This window comes from Streptomyces sp. NPDC020731 (assembly GCF_044334705.1).
GTDB lineage: Bacteria > Actinomycetota > Actinomycetes > Streptomycetales > Streptomycetaceae > Streptomyces.
Map to the genome: position 1 here is coordinate 29,513 of NZ_JBIRTN010000019.1, position 24,601 is coordinate 54,113.

The 24,601-nt window shown below is 73.1% G+C and carries 24 protein-coding genes; 12 read left to right on the forward strand and 12 right to left on the reverse strand.

Annotation, left to right across the window (positions count from 1 at the left end):
* Positions 1-41 precede the first annotated feature (41 nt).
* Positions 42-932 (reverse strand): Gfo/Idh/MocA family protein, encoded by an 891-nt coding sequence (locus ACH4VX_RS26845; RefSeq protein WP_398370780.1) that lies wholly within the window; start codon positions 930-932, stop codon positions 42-44.
* Between the two features lie 133 nt (positions 933-1,065).
* On the reverse strand, positions 1,066-1,479 hold the full coding sequence (locus ACH4VX_RS26850; RefSeq protein WP_398370782.1) for a VOC family protein: 414 nt from the start codon (positions 1,477-1,479) through the stop codon (positions 1,066-1,068).
* A 218-nt stretch (positions 1,480-1,697) separates the two neighbouring features.
* On the opposite strand from ACH4VX_RS26850, the gene ACH4VX_RS26855 reads away from it, so the two are divergent.
* The 3 genes from ACH4VX_RS26855 (at position 1,698) to ACH4VX_RS26865 (ending at position 4,818) form a co-directional block, all read left to right on the forward strand.
* Positions 1,698-2,555, forward strand: coding sequence for an aldo/keto reductase (locus ACH4VX_RS26855; protein WP_398370784.1), 858 nt, complete (start codon positions 1,698-1,700; stop codon positions 2,553-2,555).
* Between the two features lie 123 nt (positions 2,556-2,678).
* Positions 2,679-4,448, forward strand: a complete 1,770-nt coding sequence (locus ACH4VX_RS26860; RefSeq protein WP_398370786.1) for an ABC transporter ATP-binding protein — start codon at positions 2,679-2,681, stop codon at positions 4,446-4,448.
* A 112-nt stretch (positions 4,449-4,560) separates the two neighbouring features.
* Positions 4,561-4,818, forward strand: coding sequence for a DUF5133 domain-containing protein (locus tag ACH4VX_RS26865; RefSeq protein ID WP_398370788.1), 258 nt, complete (start codon positions 4,561-4,563; stop codon positions 4,816-4,818).
* Between the two features lie 21 nt (positions 4,819-4,839).
* Here the strand turns inward: ACH4VX_RS26865 and ACH4VX_RS26870 are convergent, their stop codons facing one another.
* A complete protein-coding gene (locus ACH4VX_RS26870) occupies positions 4,840-5,811 on the reverse strand; it encodes a GlxA family transcriptional regulator (RefSeq protein WP_398370790.1) in 972 nt (323 codons plus the stop codon).
* Between the two features lie 188 nt (positions 5,812-5,999).
* Between ACH4VX_RS26870 and ACH4VX_RS26875 the strand changes: the two genes are divergently transcribed.
* Together ACH4VX_RS26875 and ACH4VX_RS26880 are read left to right on the forward strand one after the other, a co-directional pair.
* Positions 6,000-6,473: a DUF2269 family protein gene (locus ACH4VX_RS26875; RefSeq protein WP_398370792.1), complete on the forward strand. Its 474-nt coding sequence runs from the start codon at positions 6,000-6,002 to the stop codon at positions 6,471-6,473.
* Positions 6,474-6,642: 169 nt separating this feature from the next.
* Complete coding sequence (locus tag ACH4VX_RS26880) at positions 6,643-6,858, forward strand: hypothetical protein (RefSeq protein ID WP_398370793.1); 216 nt, start codon at positions 6,643-6,645, stop codon at positions 6,856-6,858.
* A gap of 22 nt (positions 6,859-6,880) precedes the next feature.
* Here the strand turns inward: ACH4VX_RS26880 and tgmB are convergent, their stop codons facing one another.
* The 4 genes from tgmB to ACH4VX_RS26900 all read right to left on the reverse strand — a co-directional run bounded on the left by tgmB (position 6,881) and on the right by ACH4VX_RS26900 (position 9,980).
* Positions 6,881-7,864, reverse strand: coding sequence for an ATP-grasp ribosomal peptide maturase (gene tgmB, locus ACH4VX_RS26885; RefSeq protein WP_398370795.1), 984 nt, complete (start codon positions 7,862-7,864; stop codon positions 6,881-6,883).
* 16 nt (positions 7,865-7,880) lie between these two features.
* The gene (gene tgmA / locus ACH4VX_RS26890; protein WP_004935783.1) at positions 7,881-8,072 is read right to left on the reverse strand and encodes a putative ATP-grasp-modified RiPP; all 192 of its coding nucleotides are present in this window, start codon (positions 8,070-8,072) and stop codon (positions 7,881-7,883) included.
* 120 nt (positions 8,073-8,192) lie between these two features.
* Positions 8,193-8,519: a YkvA family protein gene (locus ACH4VX_RS26895; RefSeq protein ID WP_398370797.1), complete on the reverse strand. Its 327-nt coding sequence runs from the start codon at positions 8,517-8,519 to the stop codon at positions 8,193-8,195.
* Between the two features lie 348 nt (positions 8,520-8,867).
* Positions 8,868-9,980, reverse strand: a complete 1,113-nt coding sequence (locus ACH4VX_RS26900; protein ID WP_398370799.1) for a hypothetical protein — start codon at positions 9,978-9,980, stop codon at positions 8,868-8,870.
* A gap of 409 nt (positions 9,981-10,389) precedes the next feature.
* Between ACH4VX_RS26900 and ACH4VX_RS26905 the strand changes: the two genes are divergently transcribed.
* From ACH4VX_RS26905 to ACH4VX_RS26920, 4 genes are all read left to right on the forward strand, one after another.
* Entirely contained in the window at positions 10,390-10,797 is a 408-nt protein-coding gene (locus ACH4VX_RS26905) for a hypothetical protein (RefSeq protein WP_398370800.1), read from the forward strand.
* Entirely contained in the window at positions 10,794-11,570 is a 777-nt protein-coding gene (locus ACH4VX_RS26910; RefSeq protein WP_398370802.1) for a DUF4388 domain-containing protein, read from the forward strand. The genes ACH4VX_RS26905 and ACH4VX_RS26910 overlap by 4 nt, the downstream gene beginning before the upstream one ends.
* A gap of 38 nt (positions 11,571-11,608) precedes the next feature.
* Positions 11,609-12,115, forward strand: a complete 507-nt coding sequence (locus tag ACH4VX_RS26915; protein WP_398370803.1) for a roadblock/LC7 domain-containing protein — start codon at positions 11,609-11,611, stop codon at positions 12,113-12,115.
* 86 nt (positions 12,116-12,201) lie between these two features.
* On the forward strand, positions 12,202-12,576 hold the full coding sequence (locus ACH4VX_RS26920; RefSeq protein ID WP_398370805.1) for a hypothetical protein: 375 nt from the start codon (positions 12,202-12,204) through the stop codon (positions 12,574-12,576).
* A 51-nt stretch (positions 12,577-12,627) separates the two neighbouring features.
* On the opposite strand, the gene ACH4VX_RS26925 is transcribed toward ACH4VX_RS26920, so the two are convergent.
* Positions 12,628-13,830 carry a globin domain-containing protein gene (locus ACH4VX_RS26925; RefSeq protein ID WP_398370806.1) on the reverse strand — a complete coding sequence of 401 codons (1,203 nt, stop codon included), beginning with the start codon at positions 13,828-13,830 and terminating at the stop codon, positions 12,628-12,630.
* A gap of 340 nt (positions 13,831-14,170) precedes the next feature.
* Here ACH4VX_RS26925 and ACH4VX_RS26930 point away from each other — a divergent pair, with 340 nt between their 5' ends.
* Positions 14,171-15,901 (forward strand): GAF domain-containing protein, encoded by a 1,731-nt coding sequence (locus ACH4VX_RS26930; RefSeq protein WP_398370808.1) that lies wholly within the window; start codon positions 14,171-14,173, stop codon positions 15,899-15,901.
* A 121-nt stretch (positions 15,902-16,022) separates the two neighbouring features.
* Complete coding sequence (locus tag ACH4VX_RS26935; protein ID WP_398370810.1) at positions 16,023-18,392, forward strand: glycoside hydrolase family 65 protein; 2,370 nt, start codon at positions 16,023-16,025, stop codon at positions 18,390-18,392.
* Between the two features lie 77 nt (positions 18,393-18,469).
* On the opposite strand, the gene ACH4VX_RS26940 is transcribed toward ACH4VX_RS26935, so the two are convergent.
* The 4 genes from ACH4VX_RS26940 to ACH4VX_RS26955 all read right to left on the reverse strand — a co-directional run bounded on the left by ACH4VX_RS26940 (position 18,470) and on the right by ACH4VX_RS26955 (position 24,025).
* Positions 18,470-19,834: an FAD-dependent oxidoreductase gene (locus ACH4VX_RS26940; protein ID WP_398370811.1), complete on the reverse strand. Its 1,365-nt coding sequence runs from the start codon at positions 19,832-19,834 to the stop codon at positions 18,470-18,472.
* A 134-nt stretch (positions 19,835-19,968) separates the two neighbouring features.
* On the reverse strand, positions 19,969-22,707 hold the full coding sequence (locus ACH4VX_RS26945; protein WP_398370813.1) for a SpoIIE family protein phosphatase: 2,739 nt from the start codon (positions 22,705-22,707) through the stop codon (positions 19,969-19,971).
* 209 nt (positions 22,708-22,916) lie between these two features.
* Positions 22,917-23,462, reverse strand: a complete 546-nt coding sequence (locus tag ACH4VX_RS26950; protein WP_398370815.1) for a hypothetical protein — start codon at positions 23,460-23,462, stop codon at positions 22,917-22,919.
* A 29-nt stretch (positions 23,463-23,491) separates the two neighbouring features.
* Positions 23,492-24,025: an ATP-binding protein gene (locus ACH4VX_RS26955; protein ID WP_398370817.1), complete on the reverse strand. Its 534-nt coding sequence runs from the start codon at positions 24,023-24,025 to the stop codon at positions 23,492-23,494.
* A gap of 183 nt (positions 24,026-24,208) precedes the next feature.
* Here ACH4VX_RS26955 and ACH4VX_RS26960 point away from each other — a divergent pair, with 183 nt between their 5' ends.
* A complete protein-coding gene (locus ACH4VX_RS26960) occupies positions 24,209-24,439 on the forward strand; it encodes a DUF397 domain-containing protein (protein WP_398370819.1) in 231 nt (76 codons plus the stop codon).
* The last annotated feature ends 162 nt before the right edge of the window (positions 24,440-24,601 follow it).

Below are 24,601 nucleotides of genomic sequence, written 5' to 3' on the forward strand. Positions count from 1 at the left end.
GCGTCGAGAGCGCTCCGTTGCGCAGTCGCCCGGCGAAGCCGTCAGCGCGTTCCGCCGCTCAGCAGCGTCTCCGCCGCGGCCAGGGTCTCCGTCACCCGGAGCGCGAACGCCGCGTCGCAGGGATGGGGAGCACCGGTACCGGCCGCGGCGAGGAGGGCGTCCGCGGCCCGGGCGAGCGCCGGGACCGCGCCCTCGGTGGCCTCCGGGAGGGAGGTGACGCCCGCCGTGCCGCGGAGCTCGACCATGGCGCCGGCCGCGGCCGGGGGAGCGGTCAGGCTCAGGGTGAGGCTGCTCGACGCGCCGCTCGCGTGGTCGAGGACGAGATGGACGGTGTCGCCGGGTCCGTACGCCGCCGCCGTCACCCGCCGCGGTTCGCCGAGCACCGGAAGCAGTACGGACAGGGCGTGCGGGCCGACGTCCCACAGGGCGCCCTTCTCCCGCCGCCACTCGGAGGCGGCGAAGGGGTTGCCGTCGGAGGTGAACACCGCCCCGAGCCACTGCGCGCGCCCGGTGAACCAGCCGCCCACGCGTGCCTGTTCGGTGATCCACGCCTGAGGGCCGGGCTGGAAGCGGGTGGTGAAGAAGACCACGGACGCGACCCCCGCCCCCTCGGCCGCCTCGACCACCGCGCGCCCCTGCGCGACGGTCGGCGCGAGCGGCTTGTCGAGCAGCAGATGGCACCCGGCCCGCGCCGCGCGCACCGCCAGCTCCGCCTGTACCGCGGGCGGCAGCGCGACGGCGACGGCGTCCACGTCGGCGAGGAGCGCGTCGACGTCGTCGTACGCCCGGGTGCCGTGCAGCTCGGCCAGTTCCCCGGCGGCGTCGGGCCGGCGGCCCCACACGCCGGCGAGGTCGAGGTCCGGGTGCCCGCTCAGCGCGGGGGCGTGGACCGCCCGCGCCCAGGGTCCGGTGCCGAGCAGTCCGATCCGCATGCCGCCGCCTCTCCCGGGTCCGGCGACCGCCACCGGACCGGTGTCCTGGCGCGCTCCGCCCGCGCGCTCCGGTCAGTACCGTGATCCCTGCCGGAACGTCATGTCAACGGCTGCTCGCCGGGAGGTGCGGGGCTCAGCCCCCGGGCTGGTTGATGTTGACCATCCAGGGGATGCCGAAGCGGTCCGTGCACATTCCGAACACGTCCCCCCACATCTGCTTCTCCAGCGGTACGGCCACCGAGCCGCCGACGGACAGCTTCTCCCAGTAGCCGCGCAGCGCGGACTCGTCCTCGCCGCTGAGGCTCACGGCGAAGTTGTTCCCCGGGGCGTACTTCATGCCCGGCGGCATGTCGGCGCCCATGAGGGTGAAGCCGGCCGCGCTCGCCAGCATGCCGTGCATGATCTTGTCGGAGTTGTCGGCTCCGGGCCGGCCGAAGTCGCCGTACGTGTTGAGCCGCAGCCCGCCGCCGAAGACCTCCTTGTAGAACTCCAACGCCTGCCGTGCGTTCCCGTCGAAGCTGAGGTACGGATTGAGAAGCGAGGCCATGATCATCTCCCGGAACGTCCGCAAAGGGCCGGCTGCGCGCAGCGTAACGCCGGGCAACGGCACCCGCCCGGCGGCGGTGCCGCGGGCGGGGCCCTGATTCAGTGCCCCGTCTGCTGAATGCGTTCGCTTTCTTCTATTGGATTTCGAGCCGCGCGGGGACCAGGCTGGTACGCGCTTTCCGAGATCGTGGGACGACAGCCGGAAGAGGTCACGCGCATATGCACACCCGCCGTATCGGTGATGTCGAGGTCGGTGCCGTCGGACTGGGCGCCATGCCCATGTCGATCGAGGGGCGCCCGGACGAGGCCCGCTCCCTGGCCACCCTGCACGCCGCGCTGGACGCCGGTGTCACCCTGATCGACACCGCGGACTCCTACCATTTGCGCGCTGACGAGGTCGGCCACAACGAGACCCTGATCGCCAAGGCCCTCGCCTCCCACGACCGGGGCGGCGACGTCCTGGTCGCCACCAAGGGCGGTCATCTGCGCCCCGGCGACGGCAGCTGGACGCAGGACGGCAGCCCCGGACACCTGAAGAGGGCGTGCGAGGCGTCCCTGCGCCGGCTCGGTGTGGAGGCCATCGGGCTCTACCAGTTCCACCGGCCCGACCCCCGCGTCCCGTACGCCGAGTCCGTCGGCGCGCTGCGCGAGCTGCTGGACGAGGGGAAGATCCGCGCGGCCGGCATCTCCAACGCCGACCCGGAGCAGATCCGGCAGGCCGACGAGATCCTCGGCGGCCGGCTGGTCTCCGTGCAGAACAAGTTCTCCCCGGCCTTCCGCTCCAGCGAGCCGGAACTGCGCCTGTGCGGTGAGCTCGGCATCGCGTTCCTGCCCTACAGCCCCTTCGGCGGCATCGCCCGGGCCGGTGAACTGGCCTCGGCCCACGCCCCGTTCGCGCGGATCGCGCGGGCGCACGGGGTGAGCGCGTACCAGGTGTGCCTGGCGTGGATGCTCGCCAGGTCGCCGGTCGTCGTACCCATTCCGGGCGCGAGCAGGCCGGAGTCGGTCACCGACTCGGCGGGCGCCGCCGACCTCGTCCTGACGGCCGAGGACATCGCGGAGCTGGACGCCGTCTGAGCCCACCCCGCCCGTCTCAGGCGCTGGACGCCGTGGGCGGACGCCTCACGCGCCTGGTGTACTCCTGGCGCACCGGCGGAGAAAGCGCTTGCTAAAGAAAGTCACAGGGGAGGACCACCACTTATGGCGTCGTCGCTGGAAAGACCGCTCGACCACCGCTACCGCGGCGAGCACCCGATCCGCACCCTCGCCTACCTGTTCCGCGCCGACCGCGGCCGGCTCGCCGCCGCGGTCGGCGTCTTCACGGTCAAGCACAGCCCGGTCTGGCTGCTGCCGCTGATCACCGCGTCCATCATCGACACCGTCGTGCAGCACCAGCCGATCTCCCGGCTCTGGACCAGCACCGGCGTCATCATGTTCATCCTGCTGGTCAACTACCCGCTGCACGTGCTGTACGTCCGTCTGCTGTACGGCAGCGTCCGCCGCATGGGCACCGCCCTGCGCTCCGCCCTGTGCACCCGCATGCAGCAGCTCTCCATCGGCTACCACTCCCGCGTCAGCGCCGGCGTGCTCCAGGCCAAGGTCGTCCGGGACGTGGAGACCGTCGAGCAGATGGTGCAGCAGACCGCGGAGACCGGGCTCGGCGCGACGACCGTGCTCATCGGCGGGCTCGTCATCATCGGCGTCCGCACCCCCGAGTTCCTCCCCGTGTTCCTGATCGTCGTGCCCGCCGCCGCCCTGCTCGTCGCCCGGCTCAGGGCCCGGCTGCGCACGCACAACGAACACTTCCGCCACGAGGTGGAGACGCTGTCCTCCCGGGTGACGGAGATGACCCGGCTCATCCCCGTCACCCGCGCCCACGGCCTGGAGGGCAAGGCGCTGCGCCGGATGGACGGCACCCTGAACCGGCTGCTCACCTCCGGGATGCGCCTGGACCTGGTCAACGGCCGGTTCGGCTCGCTGGCCTGGGTCCTCCTCAACGTGATCGGCGTGAGCGTGCTGGCCGGCGCGGCGCTCATCTCGTACTACGAGGTCTGGAACGTCACCGCCGGCGACGTCGTGATGCTCAGCGCCTTCCTGACCACGCTCACCAACTCCACGACCACGCTGGCGGGGCTGGCCCCGGTCATCACCAAGGGACTGGAGTCCGTCCGCTCGGTCGGCGAGGTCCTCCAGGCCCCCGAACTGGAGGACAACGAGGGCAAGGCGGAGGTCGGCGGAGTGCGCGGTGCGATCACCTTCGAGGGCGTCGGCCACGCGTACGAGTCCGACGGGCGCCCCGCCGTGCGCGACTTCACCCTCGATGTCGCCCCGGGCGAGACCATCGCGCTCGTCGGCGCCTCCGGGGCGGGCAAGTCCACCGTGCTCAACCTGGTCATCGGCTTCATCCGCCCGACCTCCGGCCGGCTGCTGCTCGACGGCACCGACATGAACGGTCTCGACCTGCGCACCTACCGGCGCTTCTTGTCCGTGGTGCCCCAGGAGTCGATCCTGTTCGACGGCACCGTCCGGGAGAACGTCGCCTACGGCATGGACGACGCCGACGAGGAGACGGTACGGGCCGCGCTGCGCGACGCCAACGCGCTGGAGTTCGTCGACCGGCTGCCCCAGGGCCTCGACACCCTCGTCGGGGAGCGCGGCGCACGGCTGTCCGGCGGCCAGCGCCAGCGGCTCGCCATCGCCCGCGCGCTGATCCGGGACCCGAAGGTGCTGGTCCTGGACGAGGCGACCTCGGCGCTTGACACCCGCTCGGAGGCGCTGGTGCAGGAGGCCCTCGCCCGGCTGCTGCGCGGGCGCACCACGTTCGTGGTGGCGCACCGGCTGTCCACCGTGCGCGGCGCCGACCGGATCGTGGTGATGGCGGACGGCCGGATCCAGGAGATCGGCACCCACGAGGACCTGCTGCGCCGGGAAGGGGCCTACACGGCGCTGCACAGCGGGCAGGTGGCCTGACCACCCGGTCAGGGTGTGACGGTTTTCGGTCAATTACGGTCAGTCGATCATATGGGGTGAGTGCTTCCGCCGGGTACGGGCATACGCAGCGAAAACCAGAAAGGGGCGCTTCGTGCTCGTACCGGACCCGAAGGTCGTCAGACGGCTGCTGACACGCTATGCGACGCTGCGGATAGCTCAGGCGGAGCGGTGTTCGCCGGCGACGGCGCGCGAACTGGAGGACGTCAGTTACACACTCTGCGTGATGATGGGGACGTCCGACATCCACGACGCCATCGCCCTGGCGGACGCCCTGCTCGACCGGGCGCGGCCCCCGGCCGGCCGGACCCCGGAGGCCGACGGGGAGAGCGGCCTGTCCCTGGCCGTCTGAGTCACCGGGCCGCTCACCCGTTCACCCGCCGCCCGCGGTGGCGGCGCGCCGTCCGTTGAACGCCGAGCGGTAGGCGTACGGCGTCGTGCCCACGACCTTGCGGAACCGTTCGCGGAACGCCGTGGGCGAACCGAACCCGGCCTGCCGGGCGATCCGTTCGACCGTGTGGTCACTGTTCTCCAGCAGGTACTGGGCACGCCGCACCCGCGCCCGCAGCAGCCACTGCAACGGCGTGGTGCCCGTCTGCTCACGGAACCGGCGGCTGAAGGTGCGCTCGCTCATGCCGGCGCACGCCGCCATCGCCCCGAGGGTGACCTCGTGCGCCAGGTTGTCCTCGATCCAGTCCAGCAGCGGTTCCAGATCCGACCCGCGGGGCACGGGCGGGTGCTCGTGCACGATGAACTGGGCCTGTCCACCCTCCCGCTCCAGCGGCATCACCGACATCCGGGCGGCGTTCGCGGCCACGGCCGAGCCGAGGTCCCGGCGGATCATGTGCAGGCACATGTCCAGCGCGGCGGCGGCGCCGGCCGAGGTGAGGATCTGCCCGTTGTCGACGTAGAGCACGTCCGGCTGCACGTCGACGTCCGGGAAGGCGCGGGCCAGCCGGTCGGCGGCCACCCAGTGCGTGGTGGCGCGCAGGCCGTCCAGCAGCCCGGCCTCCGCCAGCACGAACGCGCCCACACAGACCGAGGCGATCCGGGTGCCCGCCCCGGCCGCCTCACGCAGTGCCGCGAGCACGGCGGGCGAGGGCGGGGGCGCGCCCTCGGCACGGCCAGGGACGATGACCGTGTCGGCGTCCGCCAGCGCCTGAAGACCACGGTCGACGCGCAGGGTGAAACCGCAGTCCGCGAGCACCTCCGGCCGCTCGGCGCAGAGCCGGACCCGGTAGGGGTGCCGGCCGTCGGGCAGCCGCGTCCAGTCGAAGACCTGCAGGGGCGCCGCCATGTCGAACGGCACGACCCCATCGAGAACCAGAATCGCCACGGAGTGCATGACCGCCACGATAGGCGGATTCCCGCCACCCTCCGGAACCGGGGCAACGAGGCGGCGACGGACGCGAGCCGTGGTGAACGGTGTTGGCGGGAACCCGTTGAAACCTGTCGTTCCAGCCGCTGGGTGATCACCCGGCGGGCCCCTAACGTGAGCCCGGCACCGCCGATCACACCATGGAAAGAGTCCCGGTGACCAAGCTCCTGCTGTCCCTCCACGTCCTGGCCGCCATCGTCGCCGTCGGTCCCGTCACCGTCGCGGCCAGCATGTTCCCGCCGGCCGCACGCCGTGCCGTCCCGGCGGAGGGCGACGGGCCCGTCGCGACGGCCGTGACCACCGTCGCGCTGCTCCACCGCATCTGCCGGGTCTACGCCCGCACGGGGATCGCGGTGCCCGTCCTCGGTCTCGCCACCGCCCTGGCGATGGGCGTCCTGGACGACGGCTGGCTCGTCACCTCGATCGGCCTCACCGGGGCCGCCGCCGGAATCCTGCTCGCCTTCGTGCTGCCCAGGCAGGGCGAACTCGTCGAACAGCTGAGCGAGAGCCGGCCCGTCGACCGGCAGAGCACGGTGCAACTCGCCATGTTCACCGGGGTGTTCAACCTGCTGTGGGCGACCGTCACCGTTCTGATGATCGTCCGCCCCGGCTCGACGACGGGGGCCTGATCGCCCGGACCGCCCGGACCGCCCGGCATGCCCGATCTGTGCCGCGCTTTCGGAGCATCCGTTCCGTGTTCCCCCGTACCGGGGAATTCCCCCTTCGGGATGGTCGGCCGCTTAGACTCTGCAGTCGCGTCCCGCATCGGGGCCGACGAGCAGAAAGGCGCGTTGACGGGTGTTCCAGGATTCCCCCATCTACGACCGACTCATCGCGGAGTGCGGCGACGTGCCCGCACAGGTGCGCCACGAGGCCGAACGCGTGAGCAGGGAACTGGAGCTGGTCATGCGGCCCCTGCAGTTCCCCGGCTACGCCCCTGGCCTCGACCGGCCGCACTCCCCGGGCAACGGCTGGCAGCGCACCGCCCTGCTGCCGGGACCACGGCCGCACTGAGCCCCGCGCGGTGACGGTCCCCTCACCGCACCGTGCTGCCCGCCTCGTCGAGCTCGACGGGTTCGTCGGGAATGGGACGGGACAGCCATTCGGCGATGGTCCGGGCGATCGGCTGCCCCGTCTCCACCTCCACGAACCCGAACTGCCCCGACTGGTTGCACTCCAGGAACCACCAGGTCCCGTCGGCGTCCTCGGCGAAGTCGAAAGCGCCGTACGCCAGTCCGGCCCGGCGCAGATACGCGCGTACGGCGTCGGCGGTGCGTGCCGGGACCTCGACCGGCTCCCAGGGCGATCCGGGAGCGGCGAAACGCACATCCACCTCCTCCGGATCCGCGTCCGGCCGCGTCGCCTTACGGGCCGCCAGCAGCCGCTCGCCCACCGCGGTGAGCCGGATGTCGGCCCGCTTGGCGATCCGCCGCTGCAGCAGCGTCGGCCCGAACGCGACCGCGGAGAAGTCCGTGTCCGGCGCCACCCGGCTGGTCGGCACCGCCCGCGGCGGGTCCTGCGGGTGCGCCCCCGACACCGGCTTGACCACCAGATCCGGGAAGCGCTCCGCGAACTCCCGCGCGGCACGCGGGAACGTGGTGATCACCGTGGCCGGCACGGGCAGGCCGCAGCGCTGGGCCAGTCGCAGCTGCCACGGCTTGTGGCGGGCCTGCCGGGCCGCGTCCGGATGGTTCATCCAGCGCGCGTCACAGCCGCGCAGCATGCCGTAGAGCGCCTGCGACGCCTCCTCGGTCAGCCACGCGGACGGCTGCGGCGCGCGCCCGGCCGGCGTGCCGGGCCGGCGCACCCACACGGACCGCAGCCCGCTGATGCTCACCAGCCTCCCCCCGACGGACAGATGGCCGCGGAAGCGGCCGTGGACGTACTCGCCGGACAGTGAGACGCCGTTCGTCAGATCGGCGGGATCGAGGCGCACCACCGGCACACCGGAGCCGTTCAGATGGACGACCGCCATGTCGGCGGTCACATCCTCCTCACAGGTGAGGATCAGCACGGTCATGGTTTACGGTCCGCGTTCAGTCGTCGAAGTGGGTCTTGGAGCCCGCGGTGGACGTCGTCGTCCCCACCTCGCGCAACAGCGCGTGGTCGCAGGCCGCGATCCGTCCGTCGCCGAGTACGTTCAACTGCAGTCCGGAGTCATACGCGTACGGAGTGGCAACGGCCAACTCCACCGCCGGACGTGCGTAGTTGAGCGCGAACGGTTGCATCGTCTCTCCCTCGTCGGTGCTGCGCCGAGCAGGCAACGGCCCCCTGTGCGCCGTCGCTTGGTCCGCCGACTTCTTTTGGCTTCCAGAGACTTATACGAATCGAACGGGTGGTTGGTTTCCTTACGGAGCGTAATCATCGGCGGGTCGCCGGCCGCCCCGCCGGAGGCGTCCTCCGGGAGCCCGGGCACCGGAGGAACCTCGCATGGTGCGCAGAGCGAGCAGGAGCACGCCGATGTCGTCCAAATAGACCGGATCGGGCAGCAGATCGGCCGGCAGCACCAGATAGAGGACCGCGCCCCAGAACACCCAGCGGGGCCCCGTGGGCAGGCCCGCGTGACGCAACTCACGCCGCGTGCGCACCAGTCGGACCAGGACGGCGACGGCGCCGGCCAGCACCACGGCCGCGAGGACCGCGGCGACGACGAGCACCACGGTGGTCGTCTCCAACGGACCGCCCTCCTCCCGTGACCCGTGCCGCGGCCCCGCCGCGACACAGCCTGCACTGAGCGGATTCCCGTTCGCGGCGCCGGTATGACGGCCGGGACCGGCCATGCGCGCACGCGTCCGATGCCCCGCGAAATCCGCGCGGAACGCCGGATCGCCGCAGGCCGCCCCGGTGGCTCGACCGAGTGGCGGTGGGGGTGGAGCGCCCGGAAATGGCCATCGGCCCTCCCGCGGAGCCGATCACGACCACTTCCTCTTCGTCACCTTCCCCGAACGAACCGGTCACACCCACCGGGACGGCCACGGCGACCGCCCCTCCCGCACACCGCGTCCGGGCCGTGCCGGAAGTGCCTAGTGGTCCGACGGGGCCGGGTCCTCGGAGGCGGGGCGGCGGGCCCTGGCGCCGGCCTTGAGGCGTTCCAGGGTGCGGGTCAGCGGGGACGGGGCCCGGGGCGCGGGAGTCTGCCCCGTGCCCAGGGCCCCGGCCGACTCCCGGTACGCGGCCAGCGCCTCATGCGCGCGCTCCGCGGCCTCCCGGTAGAGGTCCCGGGACTTCGTCATCGCCTCCAGCGCCTCGGCGTACATCGCCACCAGCGCCCGCTCGCGGGCGAGTTCCTCCGCCGTCGTCAGCAGGTGCCACTCCTCCCGCAGCGCCGTCAGCGCGTCCCGCGCCCCTTCCGGCAGCGCGCGCGGCAGCGCGTCGTACCGAACCACCGCCTCCACGAGGTCGACCGGTTCCGTGCCGTCCAGGAACACCGCGCGTACGGCGAAGGCGTCGGCGTCGTAGCCCTCGGGCACCGGGCTGCCGGGCAGCACCACCGCGCCCCCGCGCGGAACCTCCACGCCGAACTCCCGCAGCGCCCAGTTCGCCACCCGCGACTGCTGGGGCGTGGCCCGGTGCTCCACCACCCGGTCCCGCAGACCCGGCGGCAGCCAGCGCGCGAGCGGCACCCGGCCGCGCTCGTCCGTGGTCATGGCCTCATGGACGACGACATGGATGTGCCACGCGTCGCGCGCGCAGTCGCGCAGCAGTCGCCGTACGGCCTTGTCGTCCTCGGGAAGCGGATTGATCCCGCCCGGCCGCAGTCCCGTCACCGGGTCGGTGTTCCACTCCGCGTCCGGCTCCGACGGCCAGAACATGGCGGCCGGGGACGGCCAGGAGGAGTCCCAGGGCTGTTCCGCCTCGGCGACCAGGGTCCAGTCCCGACCCGCGTCCGTGCCGGGCGCGAGGCTCAGCCGGGCGCGCACGGTGACCCCGCCGGCGACCCGCGTCCGGGATTCGAACACCAGGTCGGGAGCGGTCTCCGGTGCGGGGAGTTCCAGGAAGTCGTCGATGTCCTGGCCGGCCTTGAGCCAGTGCAGGGTGTGCCGGAGCGACGTGTCGGGTGTGGCACCGGCGTGACGGCCGCGGGCCAGCCAGACTGTGGGAGGGACGGTGGGGCGGGCTGAGGGGGAGGTCGACATGGGTCCAGTCGTGAGCGGGGACACGTGCTCCTGCCAGTATCGTCGCCCGCCGGCCAAAGGGTTGAGCCGGGGCTCCGTCGATCGGCGTGTCGCGCGCGGGGTGTGCGCGGCGCACACGCGGTGACAGCGGTTCACCCGTGGTCCCGGTGACGGGGCCGTCACCACCATGGATGCCGCGGGCGGGGCCGGCCCGCCATCCGCACCGGGGCCGGCCCCGCCCGTACCCGGCCGGACGGCCGCCTCCCGTCCCGGCGGCGGTCGTGGCGGCAAAAGCCCGGACCCTACCAGCGGCGCACCGCCCTTGTCGCATATTCCCCCGGAAAACGCCAAAGCCCTCACCTCGGTCGAGCACACACCGTAGCGTCGACGTCACGTTCGCGGTACAGCCGTGCGAGAAGGGGGATCCGGCGTGCCCGGAATCGACGAGAGCCTGCTGGAAGCCATGCGACTGCCGGGGGCGCGCGGTGCCCTGGTGGTCGACTGGATCAGCGGGCTCGCCCTGGGGGCGGTGGGCGAGGCACCCGGCGAGGACGCGGAGGCCACGGCCGCGGAGACCGCCGAACTCGCCCGCCTGGCCATGGAGAGCGGCACACTCGCGCCCGTCGGCGGCGGCGGCGGCCGGGCCGAGGCGGGCAAGGAACCACCCGTCGACGACCTGATCCTCACCACCGCCGACGCGTACCACCTCCTGCGCTTCGTCGTCACGACCTTCGACAGCACGGTCTTCCTGTACCTCTGGCTCGACCGCGCCGACGGCAACCTCGCCCTGGCCCGGATCCGGCTGGCCGAGATGGCGGACCGGCTGGTGCTCGGATGACCACGGCGTGCACCGACGGAACCGTGCCGGAACTGCTCGGCACCCTCGCGGCCGACCGTGCCACCGGGGCACTCTCCACGGAGTCCGGGATCTTCTACCTCTCGGCGGGACGCGTCGTCCACGTCGAGTCCGCGTGCAGCCCCGACCTCGGCGACCTGCTCACCCGCAGCGGTGCCGTCGCCCCGGCCGGCTGGTGGGACGCGGTCGAGCGGGCCGGGGCCCGTCACCGCGTCGGCCGCCAGCTGGTCGACAGCGGGCGTCTCACCACCGGCGCGCTGGAACTGTGCCATCTGGGCGCCCTGTTCGACGCGGCGTACTTCGCGCTCGCCCACGACGGCGCCACGCTCCGCTTCCGCCCCGGAGTCGCGCACTGGCTCGGCGCGGTCCGCCCGGTACCGGTGGCGACCGTGCTCGGCGAGTCACGGCGCCGCCGCGACCTGCTGCACCGCATCTGGCCCGACCCGGCCGTCGACACCGCCCCGCTCACCCGCGTGCCCGGCACCTCTCCCGCCGAACTCCCGCCCCGCCGCGCCCGCACCCTCGCCCAGGTCGACGGCGCCCGCACCGCCGCACAGATCGCCGCGGTCCTCGCCCACCGCACCTTCCACACCCTCGTCGAACTGCGCCGCCTGGCCGCCGGCGGACTGGTCACCCCCGCGCCACCCCCGCCCGCCACGCCCGTCCACGCCGTCCCCGACGCGGGCGGCGCGGCGTGGGACGAGCCCGACACAGCGCTGCTGAGACGGCTCCTGGACGCCTTGGAGGCACTGTGATCCGCGCGCGCCGACAGCGTGCCGAAAGGAGACTGCTCATGGCCGTCGAGACCGACGTACTGGACGAACTGCGTCGGCTCCGCACCCGCGTACCCCGGCTGGCGGGCTCCCTCGCGGCCACCGTCGACGGACTCGTCCTCGCCCACGACGTACCGGACGCCGAACCGGAAGGGCTGGCCGCGCTCACCGCCGCCGCGCTCGGCGTCGCGTACCGCATGGCGGACGCCGCCGCCCGCGGCGAGTTCCGCGAGCTCCTGGTGCGCGGCAGCCAGGGCTACATCGCCACCTACGCGGCCGGCGCCACCGCCGTCCTCACCCTCCTCGCCGACGACCGGGTCAACGTGGGCCGGCTGCATCTGGAGGGCCGGCGCAGCGGTGCCCGGATCGCGGAGCTGGTGGATACCCACATCGGCCCGGGCGGAGGGCGGCACGCCGACCGGATCGCGACCCGGGAGACCCCCGGACCGGCCCGGCCCATCGGCACCCTCCCGGTGCGGACCCCGCAGCGGCCCGCACACCGGCCCCGGCCCCGGCCCGGCGGCTGACTCCCGACCTTCCCTCCCGGCCGGACGCCTCCGTACGACCCGGCGGCCGGCCCGAATCACCCGTCACGACCGAAAGGGACACTCCCATGGCCAACACCGAGACCTCGCTCAAGGAATGCCTCAGTTCCATCGACGGCGCGACGGCCGCCGCACTCGTCGACTACACCAGCGGCATGGCCCTCGGCACGCTGGGCGGCGGCAAGGACTTCAACCTGGAGGTCGCCGCCGCCGGCAACACCGACGTCGTACGGTCCAAGCTGCGCACCATGGAACACCTGGGGCTGAACGAGGAGATCGAGGACATCCTGATCACCCTGAGCAGCCAGTACCACCTGATCCGCCTGCTCAAGGGGCGCGGCGGGAACGGCCTCTTCCTGTACCTGGTGCTCGACGGCAGCCGGGCCAACCTGGCGATGGCGCGGCACCAGTTGCGCCGTATCGAGGCCGAGCTCGAGGTCTGATCCGGCGCCCGGGCCCTTCGCGCCGTAGTGGACGCGAAGGGCCCGGGGCGGTCAGGCCGCCTCCGGCAGCCACAGGTCGGGGCCGAAGACCTCGTAGTGGATGGCACGGGCGGGCACCCCGGCGTCGAGCAGCCCGCCGCGCACGGCACGCATGAACGGCAGCGGGCCGCACAGGTACACCGTCGCGTCCGCCGGTACGTCGATCCCCGCGAGGTCCATCAGGCCGTTGCGGGCGTCGGGCTCCTCGGGGCCGGGACGCTCGTACCAGAAGACCGCCTCCGCGTCGGGCAGCGAGTCCACCGTCTCGCGGGTCTCGGCGCGCAGGGCGTGCTCGTCGGGCGAGCCGTCCGCGTGCAGGACGAGCACCCGCCGGGTGGAGCCGGTGGCGGCCAGCCGGGCGAGCACGCCCAGCATCGGGGTGCAGCCGATGCCGGCCGAGACCAGGACCAGCGGGGTGTCGGCCTCGTCGAGCGTCACGTCGCCGGCGGGCACGGACAGCATGAGCTCGTCCCCGGTGCCGGTCCGCTCGTGCAGCAGGTCGGAGACCTCGCCGTCCGGTGCGCCGTCCGCTCCCGCGACCCGTTTGACGGTGATACGGCGCAGATCTCCCCCGGGGTCCGAGGACAGGCTGTACTGGCGCAGCTGGTGCACCCCGTCGGGCATGAGCAGCTTCACGCTGACGTACTGGCCCGCCCGGGCCGGCGGGGCGGGCTCGCCGTCGGCGGGGCGCAGCAGGAACGACACCACGTCGTCCGTCTCCTCGTGGCGTTCCACGACCGTCCACGGGCGCCAGATGTCGCCCGGTTCGACACCGGCGTCGTGGTAGAGGCGCGCCTCCCGCGCGATGAGGGCGCCGGCCATCAGCCAGTACACCTCGTCCCAGGCGGCGGCGACCTCGGGCGTCACCGCGTCACCCAGCACCTCGGCGATCGCACCGAACAGGTACTTGTGCACGATCGTGTACTGGTCGTCGGTGATCCCGACCGCCACGTGCTTGTGGGCGATCCGGGACAGCAGGGCGTCCGGGCGGGTGTCCGGATCGGTGAGCAGCGCCTGGGCGAAACCGGCTATGGACCCGGCGAGCGCCCGGCGCTGGGCGCCACTGGCCTGGTTGCCCCGGTTGAACAGGCCGTCCAGCAGCTCGGGCCGGTCGCGGAACATCGAGCCGTAGAAACGCGTGGTGATCTCGTCGAGCGCCCCGGCCACGGCGGGCAGGGTGGCCCGCAGTACTGCGGCGGACTCTTCGGACAGCATGAGGTCTCCCAAAGACGGGACGGGGAAAGAGGGTCGGACCGCGGATCCGGACCGGCGGCAGCACCTGTATAGCAACGCGACATGCCTGTTTCCGGGGGTAACGGGGTTCCTGGGGGCAATGCGGGACCGTCGTCCCGCGGGAAGGGGACCTCCGGCCCCGGAGACCGGCCACGGGACAGGGCCGTCCGGCCCATGCGGCCGAGCGGTCCGCCCGCCCGCGGTCCCCGCCGGTCCGGCCGTCCGGCCCATGCCGTACCGTCACCTTTACTGGACCGTTACCGGGGCGCCGGCCGGGTGGCCGCCGGGGGACGGCGGCGGACGAGGCGACGGAGGCACACGGGTGGCAGGCTCCGAGCGGGACGAGGATGCCCGCGTACGGCTACCGCAGCTGAGGCTCGACGAGCTGCTGGAGGAGCTCCAGGCGCGGATCGACGCGGCCCGTGGCACCCGTGACCGGGTGCACAGCCTGCTGGAGGCCGTTCTCTCGGTCGGCCGGGAACTCGACCTGGAGCAGGTGCTGCACAGCATCGTGGAGGCCGCGGCGGCGCTGGTGGACGCGCAGTACGCCGCGCTGGGCGTGATCGGCCCGGACGGCAGGCGGTTGTCCGCCTTCCACACCGTCGGGGTCAGCGAGGAGGCGATCGCCCGCATCGGCCACTACCCCGAGGGCCACGGCATCCTCGGTGAGCTGATCCGCCGTCCGGAGCCGCTGCGGTTGGAGAAACTCTCCGGCCACCCCGCCTCGTACGGATTCCCGGCCCACCACCCGCCGATGAACACCTTCCTCGGGGTCCCCATCCGGGTCCGCGACCAGGTCTTCGGCAACCTGTACCTGACCGAGAAGCGGGGAGGGGCGCACTTCGACGAGGAGGACGAGTCGGTCCTGTCCACCCTCGCGGTCGCCGCCGGCGTCGCCATCGACAACGCCCGCCTGTACGAGGAGTCCCGGCTGCGCGAGCGGTGGCTGCGGGCCAACGCCGAGATCACCCACGGACTGATGTCCGGCAGCGAACGCGGCGCGGCGCTCGCGCTCATCGCGGAACGCGCCCGGGAGATCACCGGGGCCGCCCTCGCCGTGGTCGCGGAGCCCATGGCCGACACCGACTCGCTGACCGTGGAACTGGCCATCGGACAGGGCGCGGACACCCACCACGGGCTCGTCGTGCCCGTCGACGACAGCCTGCTGGGCCGCGCCTTCACCAGTGCCGCTCCCGTCACCAGCGCGGACATCGCGCGCGACGACCGGGCCTTCCCGGGCCCCGAGCGGTACACGGACCTCGGCCCGGCGGTCGCCGTGCCCATCGGGTCGGGCGAGGGCGTGCGCGGCATCGTCCTGCTGGTGCGGGTGGCGGGCAGCAACGCGTTCACGGACAAGGAGATCGAACCGCTGCAGGGGTTCGCCGCCCAGGCGGCCGTGGCGATGGAGCTGGCGGAACGCCGTCAGGACGCCGAGCAGATCGCCGTGTTCGAGGACCGCGACCGCATCGCCCGCGATCTGCACGATCTGGCCATCCAGCGGCTGTTCGCCACCGGCATGACGCTCCAGAGCGCCGGCCGGTTCATCGACCACAAGGAGGCCTCGGAGCGGGTGCTGCGGGCCGTGGACGACCTGGACGAGACCATCAAGATCATCCGGTCGACCATCTTCGGCCTGCGCTCGCCCGGCGACGCGGGCGTGGGCGGAACCGGCCTGCGGGCCCGCGCCGTACGGGTGGTCGGCGAGGCCGCACCCGTGCTGGGCTTCCCCCCGAGCGTGCGGATGGAGGGCCTGATCGACACCCACGTCTCCAAGGAGGCCGCCGACCACCTGGTGGCCGTGCTCTCCGAGGCGCTGACCAACATCGCCCGGCACGCCCGCGCCGACCGCGCCGAGGTGGCGCTCGAGACCGACGGACGCGAGGTACGGCTGACGGTCGCGGACAACGGTGTGGGCATCCCGGACGGGGGCCGTCGCAGCGGGCTGCGCAACATGGCCGAACGCGCGGAACAGCTGGGCGGCACGTTCGACGTCACCAGCTCCGCCGACCGGGGCACCACCCTGCTGTGGCGCGTGCCGGTGGGGGAGCGGTAGGCGGCTCCCGCCGGTCGGTGTGTGCCGGGCACCCGCCACGGGTACTCCGGTGGTCGGCCGTGGCGTCCGTCCACGACCGGCGCGGAGCCGCGCGGCAGCCGTCGGCGGGAGGAGCGTCGCAGTGACGGGCTGGACCTGGGAGCACGAGGGGTACGATCCCGCCGACGCGCGCCTGCGGGAGTCGCTGTGCACCCTGGGCAACGGATACTTCGCCACCCGGGGCGCGCTGCCGGAGTGTTCCGCGGACGAGGTGCACTACCCGGGCACGTACGCGGCCGGCGTCTACAACCGGCTCGTCTCCGAGGTCGCCGGACGGCACGTCGAGAACGAGGACATGGTCAACCTGCCCAACTGGCTGCCGCTGCGCTTCCGGCTCCCCGGCGAGCCCTGGCTCACCCCCGACACCGCACACGTGCTCGACCACGGCGAGACCCTGCACCTGTCCTCGGGACTCCTGGAGCGCAGGACGCGGTACGGCCTCGGCGCCGGACGGACGCTCCTGGTGCGCCAGCACCGCTTCGTGCACATGGCCGATCCCCACCTGGCGGGCCTGCGCACCGAGTTCACCGCCGAGGGCTTCTCCGGCACCCTGGAGACCGAGGCGGCGCTCGACGGCGACGTCACCAACGCCGGGGTGCCGCGCTACCGGGAACTGGACGGCCGTCATCTGACCCATGTGCTCACCGGCACGACCGCCGCGGACACGGTGTGGCTGCGCTGCCGCACCCGCACCTCGGACGTCCGGATCGCGCTCGCCGCCCGGCTGACGGCACCCGGGCCCGTCACGAACCGGCACGACCGCCCGCGCGCCCTGCAGAGCACCCGTCTGGACCTGGCCGCCGGAGACACCGTCACCGTCGACAAGATCGTCGCCCTGCACACCTCCCGCGACCCCGCGATCAGTGACCCGCTGCACGCCGCCGTCGGCCGGGTGGTCCGGGCGGGCGGCTTCGACGAGCTGCTCCCGCCGCACCTGACGGCCTGGGGCCAGCTGTGGCGCCGGGCCGAACTGGACGTACCCGGCGAGGCGGGCCGCATCCTGCGGCTGCACCTCTTCCACGTCCTGCAGACCCTCTCCCCGCACACCGCGGACCTGGACGTGGGGGTCCCGGCCAGGGGGCTGCACGGCGAGGCGTACCGGGGGCATGTCTTCTGGGACGAGCTGTTCGTCCTGCCGTACCTCAACCTGCACTTCCCCGAGGTCTCCCGCGCGCTGCTGCACCATCGGCACCGGCGTCTGGAGCGCGCCCGCACCGCCGCCCGGGACGCCGGGCGCCACGGCGCGATGTATCCCTGGCAGAGCGGCAGCGACGGCCGGGAGGAGACCCAGCAACTGCACCTCAACCCCCGCTCCGGCCGCTGGCTGCCCGACCACTCCCACCTCCAGCACCACGTCGGATCGGCGATCGCCTACAACGTCTGGCAGTACTGCGAGGCCACTGGCGACCAGGAGTTCCTGCACACCAAGGGCGCCGAGATGCTGCTGAACATCTCCCGCTTCTGGGCGGACTCCGCCACCTTCGACGACCGTCTGGGCCGCTACCGCATCAAGGGCGTGGTCGGTCCCGACGAGTACCACGACGCCTACCCGGACGCCACCGAACCGGGCCTCGACGACAACGCGTACACCAATGTCACGGCCGCCTGGGTGCTCGCCCGCACCCTGGACGTGCTGCGCGGCCTGCCCGAGCCGCGCCGCCGTGAACTCGCCGAGCGGAGCGGACTGGACGCGAGGGAGCTGGAGAAGTGGGAGGAGGTCTCCCGCACCCTCCACGTACCCCTCCACCACGGCGTCATCAGCCAGTTCGAGGGCTACGGCGAACTCGCCGAACTCGACTGGCGGGGCTACCGGCACCGCTACGGCGACATCCGGCGGCTGGACCGGCTGCTGGAGGCCGAGGGCGACACCGTCAACCGGTACCAGGCCTCCAAGCAGGCGGACGTCCTGATGCTGGGCTACCTCTTCTCGCCCGCCGAACTCCAGTCGATCTTCCGCAGGCTGGGGACGATCCTGGACGAACGGACCTGGCGGCGCACGGTCGACCACTACCTGCACCGCACCAGCCACGGTTCCACCCTCAGCGGCCTGGTCCACGGCTGGGTGCTGGCCCGGGCCCGGCGCGCGGACGCCTGGAAGTTCTGCCAGGAGGCCCTGCAGGCGGACATCGCCGACATCCAGGGCGGCACCACCGGGGAGGGCATCCACCTCGGCGCCATGGCCGGCACCCTCGACCTCGTCCAGCGCGGACTGACCGGCCTCGAGACCCGCGGCGGAGCCCTGTGGCTCGACCCGGTGCCCCTGCCCGAACTCTCCTCCTACGGCTTCACCCTGCGCTACCACGGCCACTGGGGTGTCCGGCTGCGGCTGGAGCACGGCCTGCTGGAGATCGCCGTGCCCTCCTCCGGCCGCTCCCCGATCGAGGTCCACCTCCCGGACCGCACGGTCCGCCCGCACCCGGGCGAGACGGACCGCCTGGCCCTCCCCGACTGACACGCGCGGGCGCCCGTCCGGTCCGCGACCGGACCGGACGGGCGCCCGGGAGCGCGACCCCGCGCGGGGTCAACAGGTCACGCGCCGCTCTCCCGCAGCATGTCCTCGCGCTCCACGATCTTCACGCGCTCGCGGCCCTGCGGCTCGCCCAGTGCCTTCTCCGCGGCGTCCAGGCGGTACCAGCCGTCCCAGGTGGTGAAACGGATGCCGCGTTCGGCGAGGAAGGCGTCCACGGCCTCCGGGGCGGGCGAGCCGGGGGTCCCGAGCCGGCCGGCCGCGTAGTCCTTCAGCAGGTTCCCCACCGTCTCGTTGGCGTCGCCCTTGGTGTGGCCGATCAGGCCCACCGGACCGCGCCGGATCCAGCCGGTGACGTACGTGGACTCCAGGTGCTCGCCGGTCTCCTGGATGACGCGCCCGCCCTCGTCCGGGACCGTGCCGGAGTCGATGTCCCAGGGCAGCTTGGGGAGCTTGTCGGAGAGGTAGCCCACGGCCCGGTAGACCGCGCCGACGTCCCAGTCCTTGAACTCGCCGGTCCCCTTGACGTTGCCGGTGCCGTCGAGCTCGGTGCGCTCGGTGCGCAGGCCGACGACCTTGCCGTCCTCACCGAGGATCTCGGTGGGCGACTCGAAGAAGTGCAGGAACAGCTTGTGCGGACGGTCGCCGGCATCGCGGATCGCCCAGTTCTCCAGGGTCTTGGCGACCATGTCGGCCTGCTTGTTGCCGCGCCGGGTGGCGATCGAACCGTCGTCGTAGTCGATGTCCTCGGGGTCGACGATCACCTCGATGTTGGGGGAGTGGTCCAGCTCCCGCAGCTCCATCGGGCTGAACTTCGCCTGCGCCGGGCCGCGGCGGCCGAAGACGTGGACCTCCAGCGCCTTGTTGGCCTTCAGGCCCTCGTACACGTTCGCCGGGATCTCGGTGGGCAGCAGTTCGTCGGCCGTCTTGGCCAGGATCCGGGCCACGTCGAGGGCGACGTTGCCGACGCCGAGCACGGCGACCTTCTCGGCCTCCAGCGGCCAGGTGCGCGGCACGTCCGGGTGGCCGTCGTACCAGGAGACGAAGTCCGCGGCGCCGTAGGAGCCGTCGAGGTCGATGCCCGGGACCGGCAGCGCGCGGTCGGCCGTGGCGCCGGTGGCGAAGATCACACCGTCGTAGAACGCGCGCAGATCGTCGAGGTGGAGGTCGGTGCCGTAGTCCACATTGCCGAACAGCCGGATCTGCGGCTTGTCGAGCACTTGGTGCAGGGCCGTGATGATGCCCTTGATCCGCGGGTGGTCGGGGGCGACGCCGTACCGGATCAGTCCGAACGGCGCCGGCATGCGCTCGAAGATGTCGATGGACACGCCGGGCTCGGCGGCCACGTCGGACTTGAGCAGGGCGTCGGCGGCGTAGATCCCGGCGGGGCCGGATCCGACGATGGCTACCCGCAGGGGGCGGGGCATGGTCAGGTTCCCTTCGAGCGATGACAGGCGACTCGGTTGGAAGCCTAGACTGAGGCATGCCTTACTTGGTACGCGGGTCCGGTCTATGGGCTCATAAGCCTCTCTTATGAGTTCTCCCTACGTGCCCTTATGCCTCACGGAACGGGCTGTTCCGTCCAGATGACCTTGCCGGCGGGCAGATAGCGGGTCCCCCAGCGTTCGGCGAGCTGGGCCACCAGGAACAGGCCGCGCCCGCCCTCGTCCGTCATGGTCGCGTACCGCAGATGGGGCGAGGTGCTGCTGCTGTCGTACACCTCACAGATCAGGTTGCGGTCGTACAGCATCCGCACCTGGATGGGGGTGCCGCCGTAGCGGAGCGCGTTGGTGACCAGTTCGCTCAGGATCAGCTCCGTGCTGAACGCCAGCTCGTCCAGCCCCCACTCGGCCAGCTTCCGGGTGACCGCCGCCCGCACCTCGCCGACGGCCGCCGGATCCGGCGGCACCGGCCACCGGGCGATCCGCCCGGCGGCCAGCGCCCGCGTCCGCGCCACGAGCAGCGCGATGTCGTCACCGGCCCGCGCCGGGCGCCGGGACTCCAGTACGACCCTGCAGGTGTCCTCGGGGGAGTCACCGGCCCGGGACAGCGCCTCGCGCAGTTGCTCCAGGCCGACGTCGATGTCGTGCCCCCGGTCCTCGACCAGCCCGTCGGTGTAGAGGACGAGCCGGCTGCCCTCCGGCAGTTCCAGCTCGGCCGACTCGAACGGCAGACCGCCCAGCCCCAGCGGGGGGCCGGCGGGCACGTCCCAGAACTCCACACCGCCGTCCGGGCGGACCACGGCCGGCGGCGGATGGCCCGCCCGGGCCACGGTGCAGTGCCGGGAGACCGGGTCGTAGACCGCGTACAGACAGGTCGCCCCCGTCACCGGTGCGCTCTGCTCGTCCTGCGCCTCGTCCTGGTCGATGCGCCCGACCAGTTCGTCGAGCAGGGTCAGGAGTTCGTCGGGCGAGAGGTCCAGAGCGGAGAAGTTGTGCACCGCCGTGCGCAGCCGGCCCATCGTGGCCGCCGCGTGCAGGCCGTGGCCGACGACGTCGCCGACCACGAGCGCGACCCGGGCACCGGACAGCGGCAGCACGTCGAACCAGTCCCCGCCCACCCCGGCCTGCGCGGGAAGGTAGCGGTAGGCGATCTCCAGGGCGCTCTGCTCGGGCAGGGTGCGCGGCAGCAGGCTGCGCTGGAGCGTCACCGCCATGCTGTGCTCGCGCGTGTAACGGCGGGCGTTGTCGATGGAGACCGCGGCCCGGGCGACCAGCTCCTCCGCGAGAGCCAGCTCGTCGGTGTCGAACGGCTCCGTCCTCCGTGAACGCCAGAAGCTGACCACTCCGAGCACCAGCGCCCCGGCCCGCAGCGGCACGGTGATCAGTGAATGGATGCCGTACTCCATGACCTGCCCGGAGCGCTCCACGTCCTGTGCGTGCCAGCCCGGCGCCTCGCCGAGCCGGGGCTCCAGGACCGGCCGGCCGGTGGCGAGGCTGACGCCCTGCGGGGCCGACGCGACGAAGCGGATCTGCTCGTTCTTGGGGTAGAGCGGAGCGTCGGCGCCGATCCCCGCCGATGCCGCCCGGCGCAGTACGCCGGCCGCGTCGGGGTGGCCGCCGGCCAGCACCGACTCGAACAGGTCCACCGTGACGAAGTCGGCGAACCGCGGCACGGCCAGCTCGGCGAGCTCCTCGGCAGTGCGGGTGACGTCCAGGCTCGTCCCGATGCCCACTCCCGCGTCGTACAGCATGTTGAGCCGCTCGCGTGACGCCTCCGCCCGGCCGGACAGGGCGCGCAGCTCGGTGGAGTCGCGGACCGTGGCCACGCTGCCGGGCGGGCCGCCCGCCCGGTCGGTGGGCCGCTGGTTGACCGCCAGCAGCCGGTCGGCCACCAGATGCACCTCGTCCGTGGCGACGCGGCCCGAGGACAGCAGCTCGGCGGTGCCGGGGTCCAGGCCGATGTCCGGCACGGGCCGGCCCTCGGCGTCCTCGGGCAGGTCGAGCAGCCGGCGCGCCTCGTCGTTGGCGAGCATGAGCGTCCCGTCCCCGTCGACGATGATCACCCCTTCGCGCACCGAGTGCAGCACCGCGTCGTGGTGTTCGTACATCCGGGTCATCTCGCGCGGGCCCAGGCCGTGGGTCTGGCGCAGCAGCCGTCTGCTCACCAGGGCCGCGCCGCCGGTCGCCAGGGCGAGCGCGGCGAGCGCCGCGCTCAGGACGAGGGGCAGTTGGCCCTCCGCCGCCCCGCCGACGTGCTCGGTCGTGATGCCGGCCGACACCAGGCCCACCACCTCGCCGCCGGCGTCCTTCACCGGCACCACCGCCTGCACCAGCCGGCCGATGGTGCCCTCGATCTCCTCCACCACCGGCTCGCCGGCCAGCGCGGGCCCGATGGTGCCGACGAACTGTCTGCCGATGCGGTCAGGCCTGGGATGCGTGTAGCGGATGCCGTCGGTGTTCATGACGACGACGAAGTCGACCCGCGCCTGCTCGCGCGTCGCCTCGGCACGCGGCTGGAGCACGGCCGTGGGGTCGGGGGACCCCAGCGCCTCGACGATGCCCGGCGCGTTCGCGAAGGTCTCCGCGACGGCCAGCGAACGATGGCGGGCCTCCTGCGTGCTGTCCCGCCGCACCTGCAGCACCAGCGCCACGACGGCGGCCACGACCAGCAGCAGCACGATCATCAAGTGCAGCACGAACACCTGTCCGGCGACGCTGCGTCCGCTCAGCACCGACCGCAGCCCCGCCGCCGAATGCCACCGGGAGCGGCCGTCCGCGTCCCGCCGGCGCCGTACGGGCGCCGCGGCACCGGGCCGCTGGGACGACCGGGGCCGGGATCGACCCATGAGTCGGACCATGTGCCATGTCTACACTGCCGCGCCACGCGAGGCGAGGGACGGCACCCACCTGACCGGCGGGTTGTCACCTTTTCGTCACAGGTTCCCCGGGTCGCGCGCGGCCGTCCCCCGTTGACCGCGCGCGACCCTCCCCCCGGCGCGCGACTCGTCCCCCGAAGGGCCGCGCGCGTTCCTTGACCGGGCCACCCCGGAAACCGTGCTCCGCGGCCTCAGTCGGCCAGGGCGCGGGCCAGCTCCGCGGTGGCGCGGGCGATCTCGGTGTCCGGCTCGGCCAGCAGCCGGTTCAGGTCGCCGCGCCGGGAGCGGACCGCCTGCCGGGCGGCCCGCTCCCACACCACCGGGTTCTCCCGGCGGTTGAGCAGCTTGGGATACACGGCGGCGGTGCTCTCCCACTGCCGGGCGTCGGCGATGGCCCTGAGCAGCTGGATGATCCCGGCCCGGCAGGTGACGTGCGGCAGCTGGGCCAGCTCCCAGAGGAAGGGGACCGTGGCCGCGGTCGCCTGTTCCGTGACGAAGCCGTACTGGCAGATCCGTTTCCGCAGATCCTCCAGGGCGGCGCGGGCGGTGCCGGCGTCCCCCCAGGCGATGCCGTTCAGCAGCAGGGGGATGGCCGCCGCCGAGCCGGTGGAGTCCTGCATGCCGGCCCACGGCACGCGGGACAGCGCCGTGAGGGGTGTGGTCCGTGCCACTCCGGTGGGGGACGTGTGGCGCACAGGGCGCTCGCTGCTCGGCTGTTCCGTAGAAGCGCTGCGCATGGCGTGGGTGCCTTTCCGCGGCAGTCGTGTCAGATGGGAGGTCGGGTCGACAACCGGGTCCACACCGTCTTGCCCGCCGGAGGGGCGGGGGCCCGGCCCCGCCCCTCGGACAGGGCGTCGGCGGTGCGCGGCCCCCGGCCGTGCTCCTCCGGGCCGGAGCCGGCACCGGGTGGGCGGACGGGCGGGTGGTCGTCGGGGTCGGAGACGGTGAGCAGCAGGTACGAGGGCTCCGGGTGGAACCCGAGCCGGATGTCCGGCGCACCCGCGCGCCGCGGCGCCGTGTGTGTCACGGCGTCGGCGGCGGGCTCGGTGGTCACAAGGGTGGCGTCGTCGCGGTGGTGGCCGCGCGACCGGTCGCGCAGGGTGTCCCCGGTGAGGGACCGCGCCCGCGCGAGCCCCTCCCGGCCGCGTGCGAGGCGCAGCGTGACCGGGGTGGACGCGGGGCGGGCCGCCTTCGGTGCCGGGAGCGGCCGGCGCGGATCCGCCGGTACCGCGCCGCGGCCGCTCGTCCGTATCACGGCGGCGGCCGGTGGCCGGAGCAGTGGATGCGCAGGTGATGACACGGCATCTCCCCGATGCGACGTCAGGACGGGGCGCCAGCACGGGGGTTGACGCCGCAGCTATTATCCACGCTGACAGCGCTCGTGTGCAATTGCACGAGAAATTGCGCGAGATTTTTTCCCGGCGCGCGGCCGGACGCCCGGACGGCGCGCCGGGAGGGACACGGGAACAGCAAGGAGACAGCGGTGCCAGGAGTGCGGAACGGAGTGCGGGCCAGTCAGCTGGACGCCCGCTGGATCAAGAGCCGGCACAGCAACGCCGAGGGCAACTGTGTCGAGGTGGCCCCGCTGGCCGACGGGGGGATCGCGATGCGCAACTCCCGTGACCCCGACGGTCCCGCCCTCATCTACACGGCCGCGGAGCTGGCGGCGTTCCTGGCCGGCGCGAAGGACGGCGAGTTCGACCACCTGGTCTGAACGCCCGCGGCGCACCCGGCACCGGCCGCCCGGCCCGGTGCCGGGTGCCGGTGAAGCGGAGCGCAACTCACCACTTCCTCGGGGCTTTCGCACGCGGATGCGGTGAGGGGCAGTCAGATGCGATAGTGTAAACCGCCCTTGTGCCGGTCTGCTGGGAGTCAG

Bases quoted from the DNA above. Each gene is read 5' to 3' on its own strand.
- ACH4VX_RS26845 (WP_398370780.1), bottom strand. From the start codon at position 932: ATGCGGATCGGACTGCTCGGCACCGGACCCTGGGCGCGGGCGGTCCAC.
- ACH4VX_RS26850 (WP_398370782.1), bottom strand. From the start codon at position 1,479: ATGGCCTCGCTTCTCAATCCGTACCTCAGCTTCGACGGGAACGCACGG.
- ACH4VX_RS26855 (WP_398370784.1), top strand. From the start codon at position 1,698: ATGCACACCCGCCGTATCGGTGATGTCGAGGTCGGTGCCGTCGGACTG.
- ACH4VX_RS26860 (WP_398370786.1), top strand. From the start codon at position 2,679: ATGGCGTCGTCGCTGGAAAGACCGCTCGACCACCGCTACCGCGGCGAG.
- ACH4VX_RS26870 (WP_398370790.1), bottom strand. From the start codon at position 5,811: ATGCACTCCGTGGCGATTCTGGTTCTCGATGGGGTCGTGCCGTTCGAC.
- tgmB (WP_398370795.1), bottom strand. From the start codon at position 7,864: ATGACCGTGCTGATCCTCACCTGTGAGGAGGATGTGACCGCCGACATG.
- tgmA (WP_004935783.1), bottom strand. From the start codon at position 8,072: ATGCAACCGTTCGCGCTCAACTACGCACGTCCGGCGGTGGAGTTGGCC.
- ACH4VX_RS26900 (WP_398370799.1), bottom strand. From the start codon at position 9,980: ATGTCGACCTCCCCCTCAGCCCGCCCCACCGTCCCTCCCACAGTCTGG.
- ACH4VX_RS26910 (WP_398370802.1), top strand. From the start codon at position 10,794: ATGACCACGGCGTGCACCGACGGAACCGTGCCGGAACTGCTCGGCACC.
- ACH4VX_RS26915 (WP_398370803.1), top strand. From the start codon at position 11,609: ATGGCCGTCGAGACCGACGTACTGGACGAACTGCGTCGGCTCCGCACC.
- ACH4VX_RS26920 (WP_398370805.1), top strand. From the start codon at position 12,202: ATGGCCAACACCGAGACCTCGCTCAAGGAATGCCTCAGTTCCATCGAC.
- ACH4VX_RS26925 (WP_398370806.1), bottom strand. From the start codon at position 13,830: ATGCTGTCCGAAGAGTCCGCCGCAGTACTGCGGGCCACCCTGCCCGCC.
- ACH4VX_RS26940 (WP_398370811.1), bottom strand. From the start codon at position 19,834: ATGCCCCGCCCCCTGCGGGTAGCCATCGTCGGATCCGGCCCCGCCGGG.
- ACH4VX_RS26945 (WP_398370813.1), bottom strand. From the start codon at position 22,707: ATGGTCCGACTCATGGGTCGATCCCGGCCCCGGTCGTCCCAGCGGCCC.
- ACH4VX_RS26950 (WP_398370815.1), bottom strand. From the start codon at position 23,462: ATGCGCAGCGCTTCTACGGAACAGCCGAGCAGCGAGCGCCCTGTGCGC.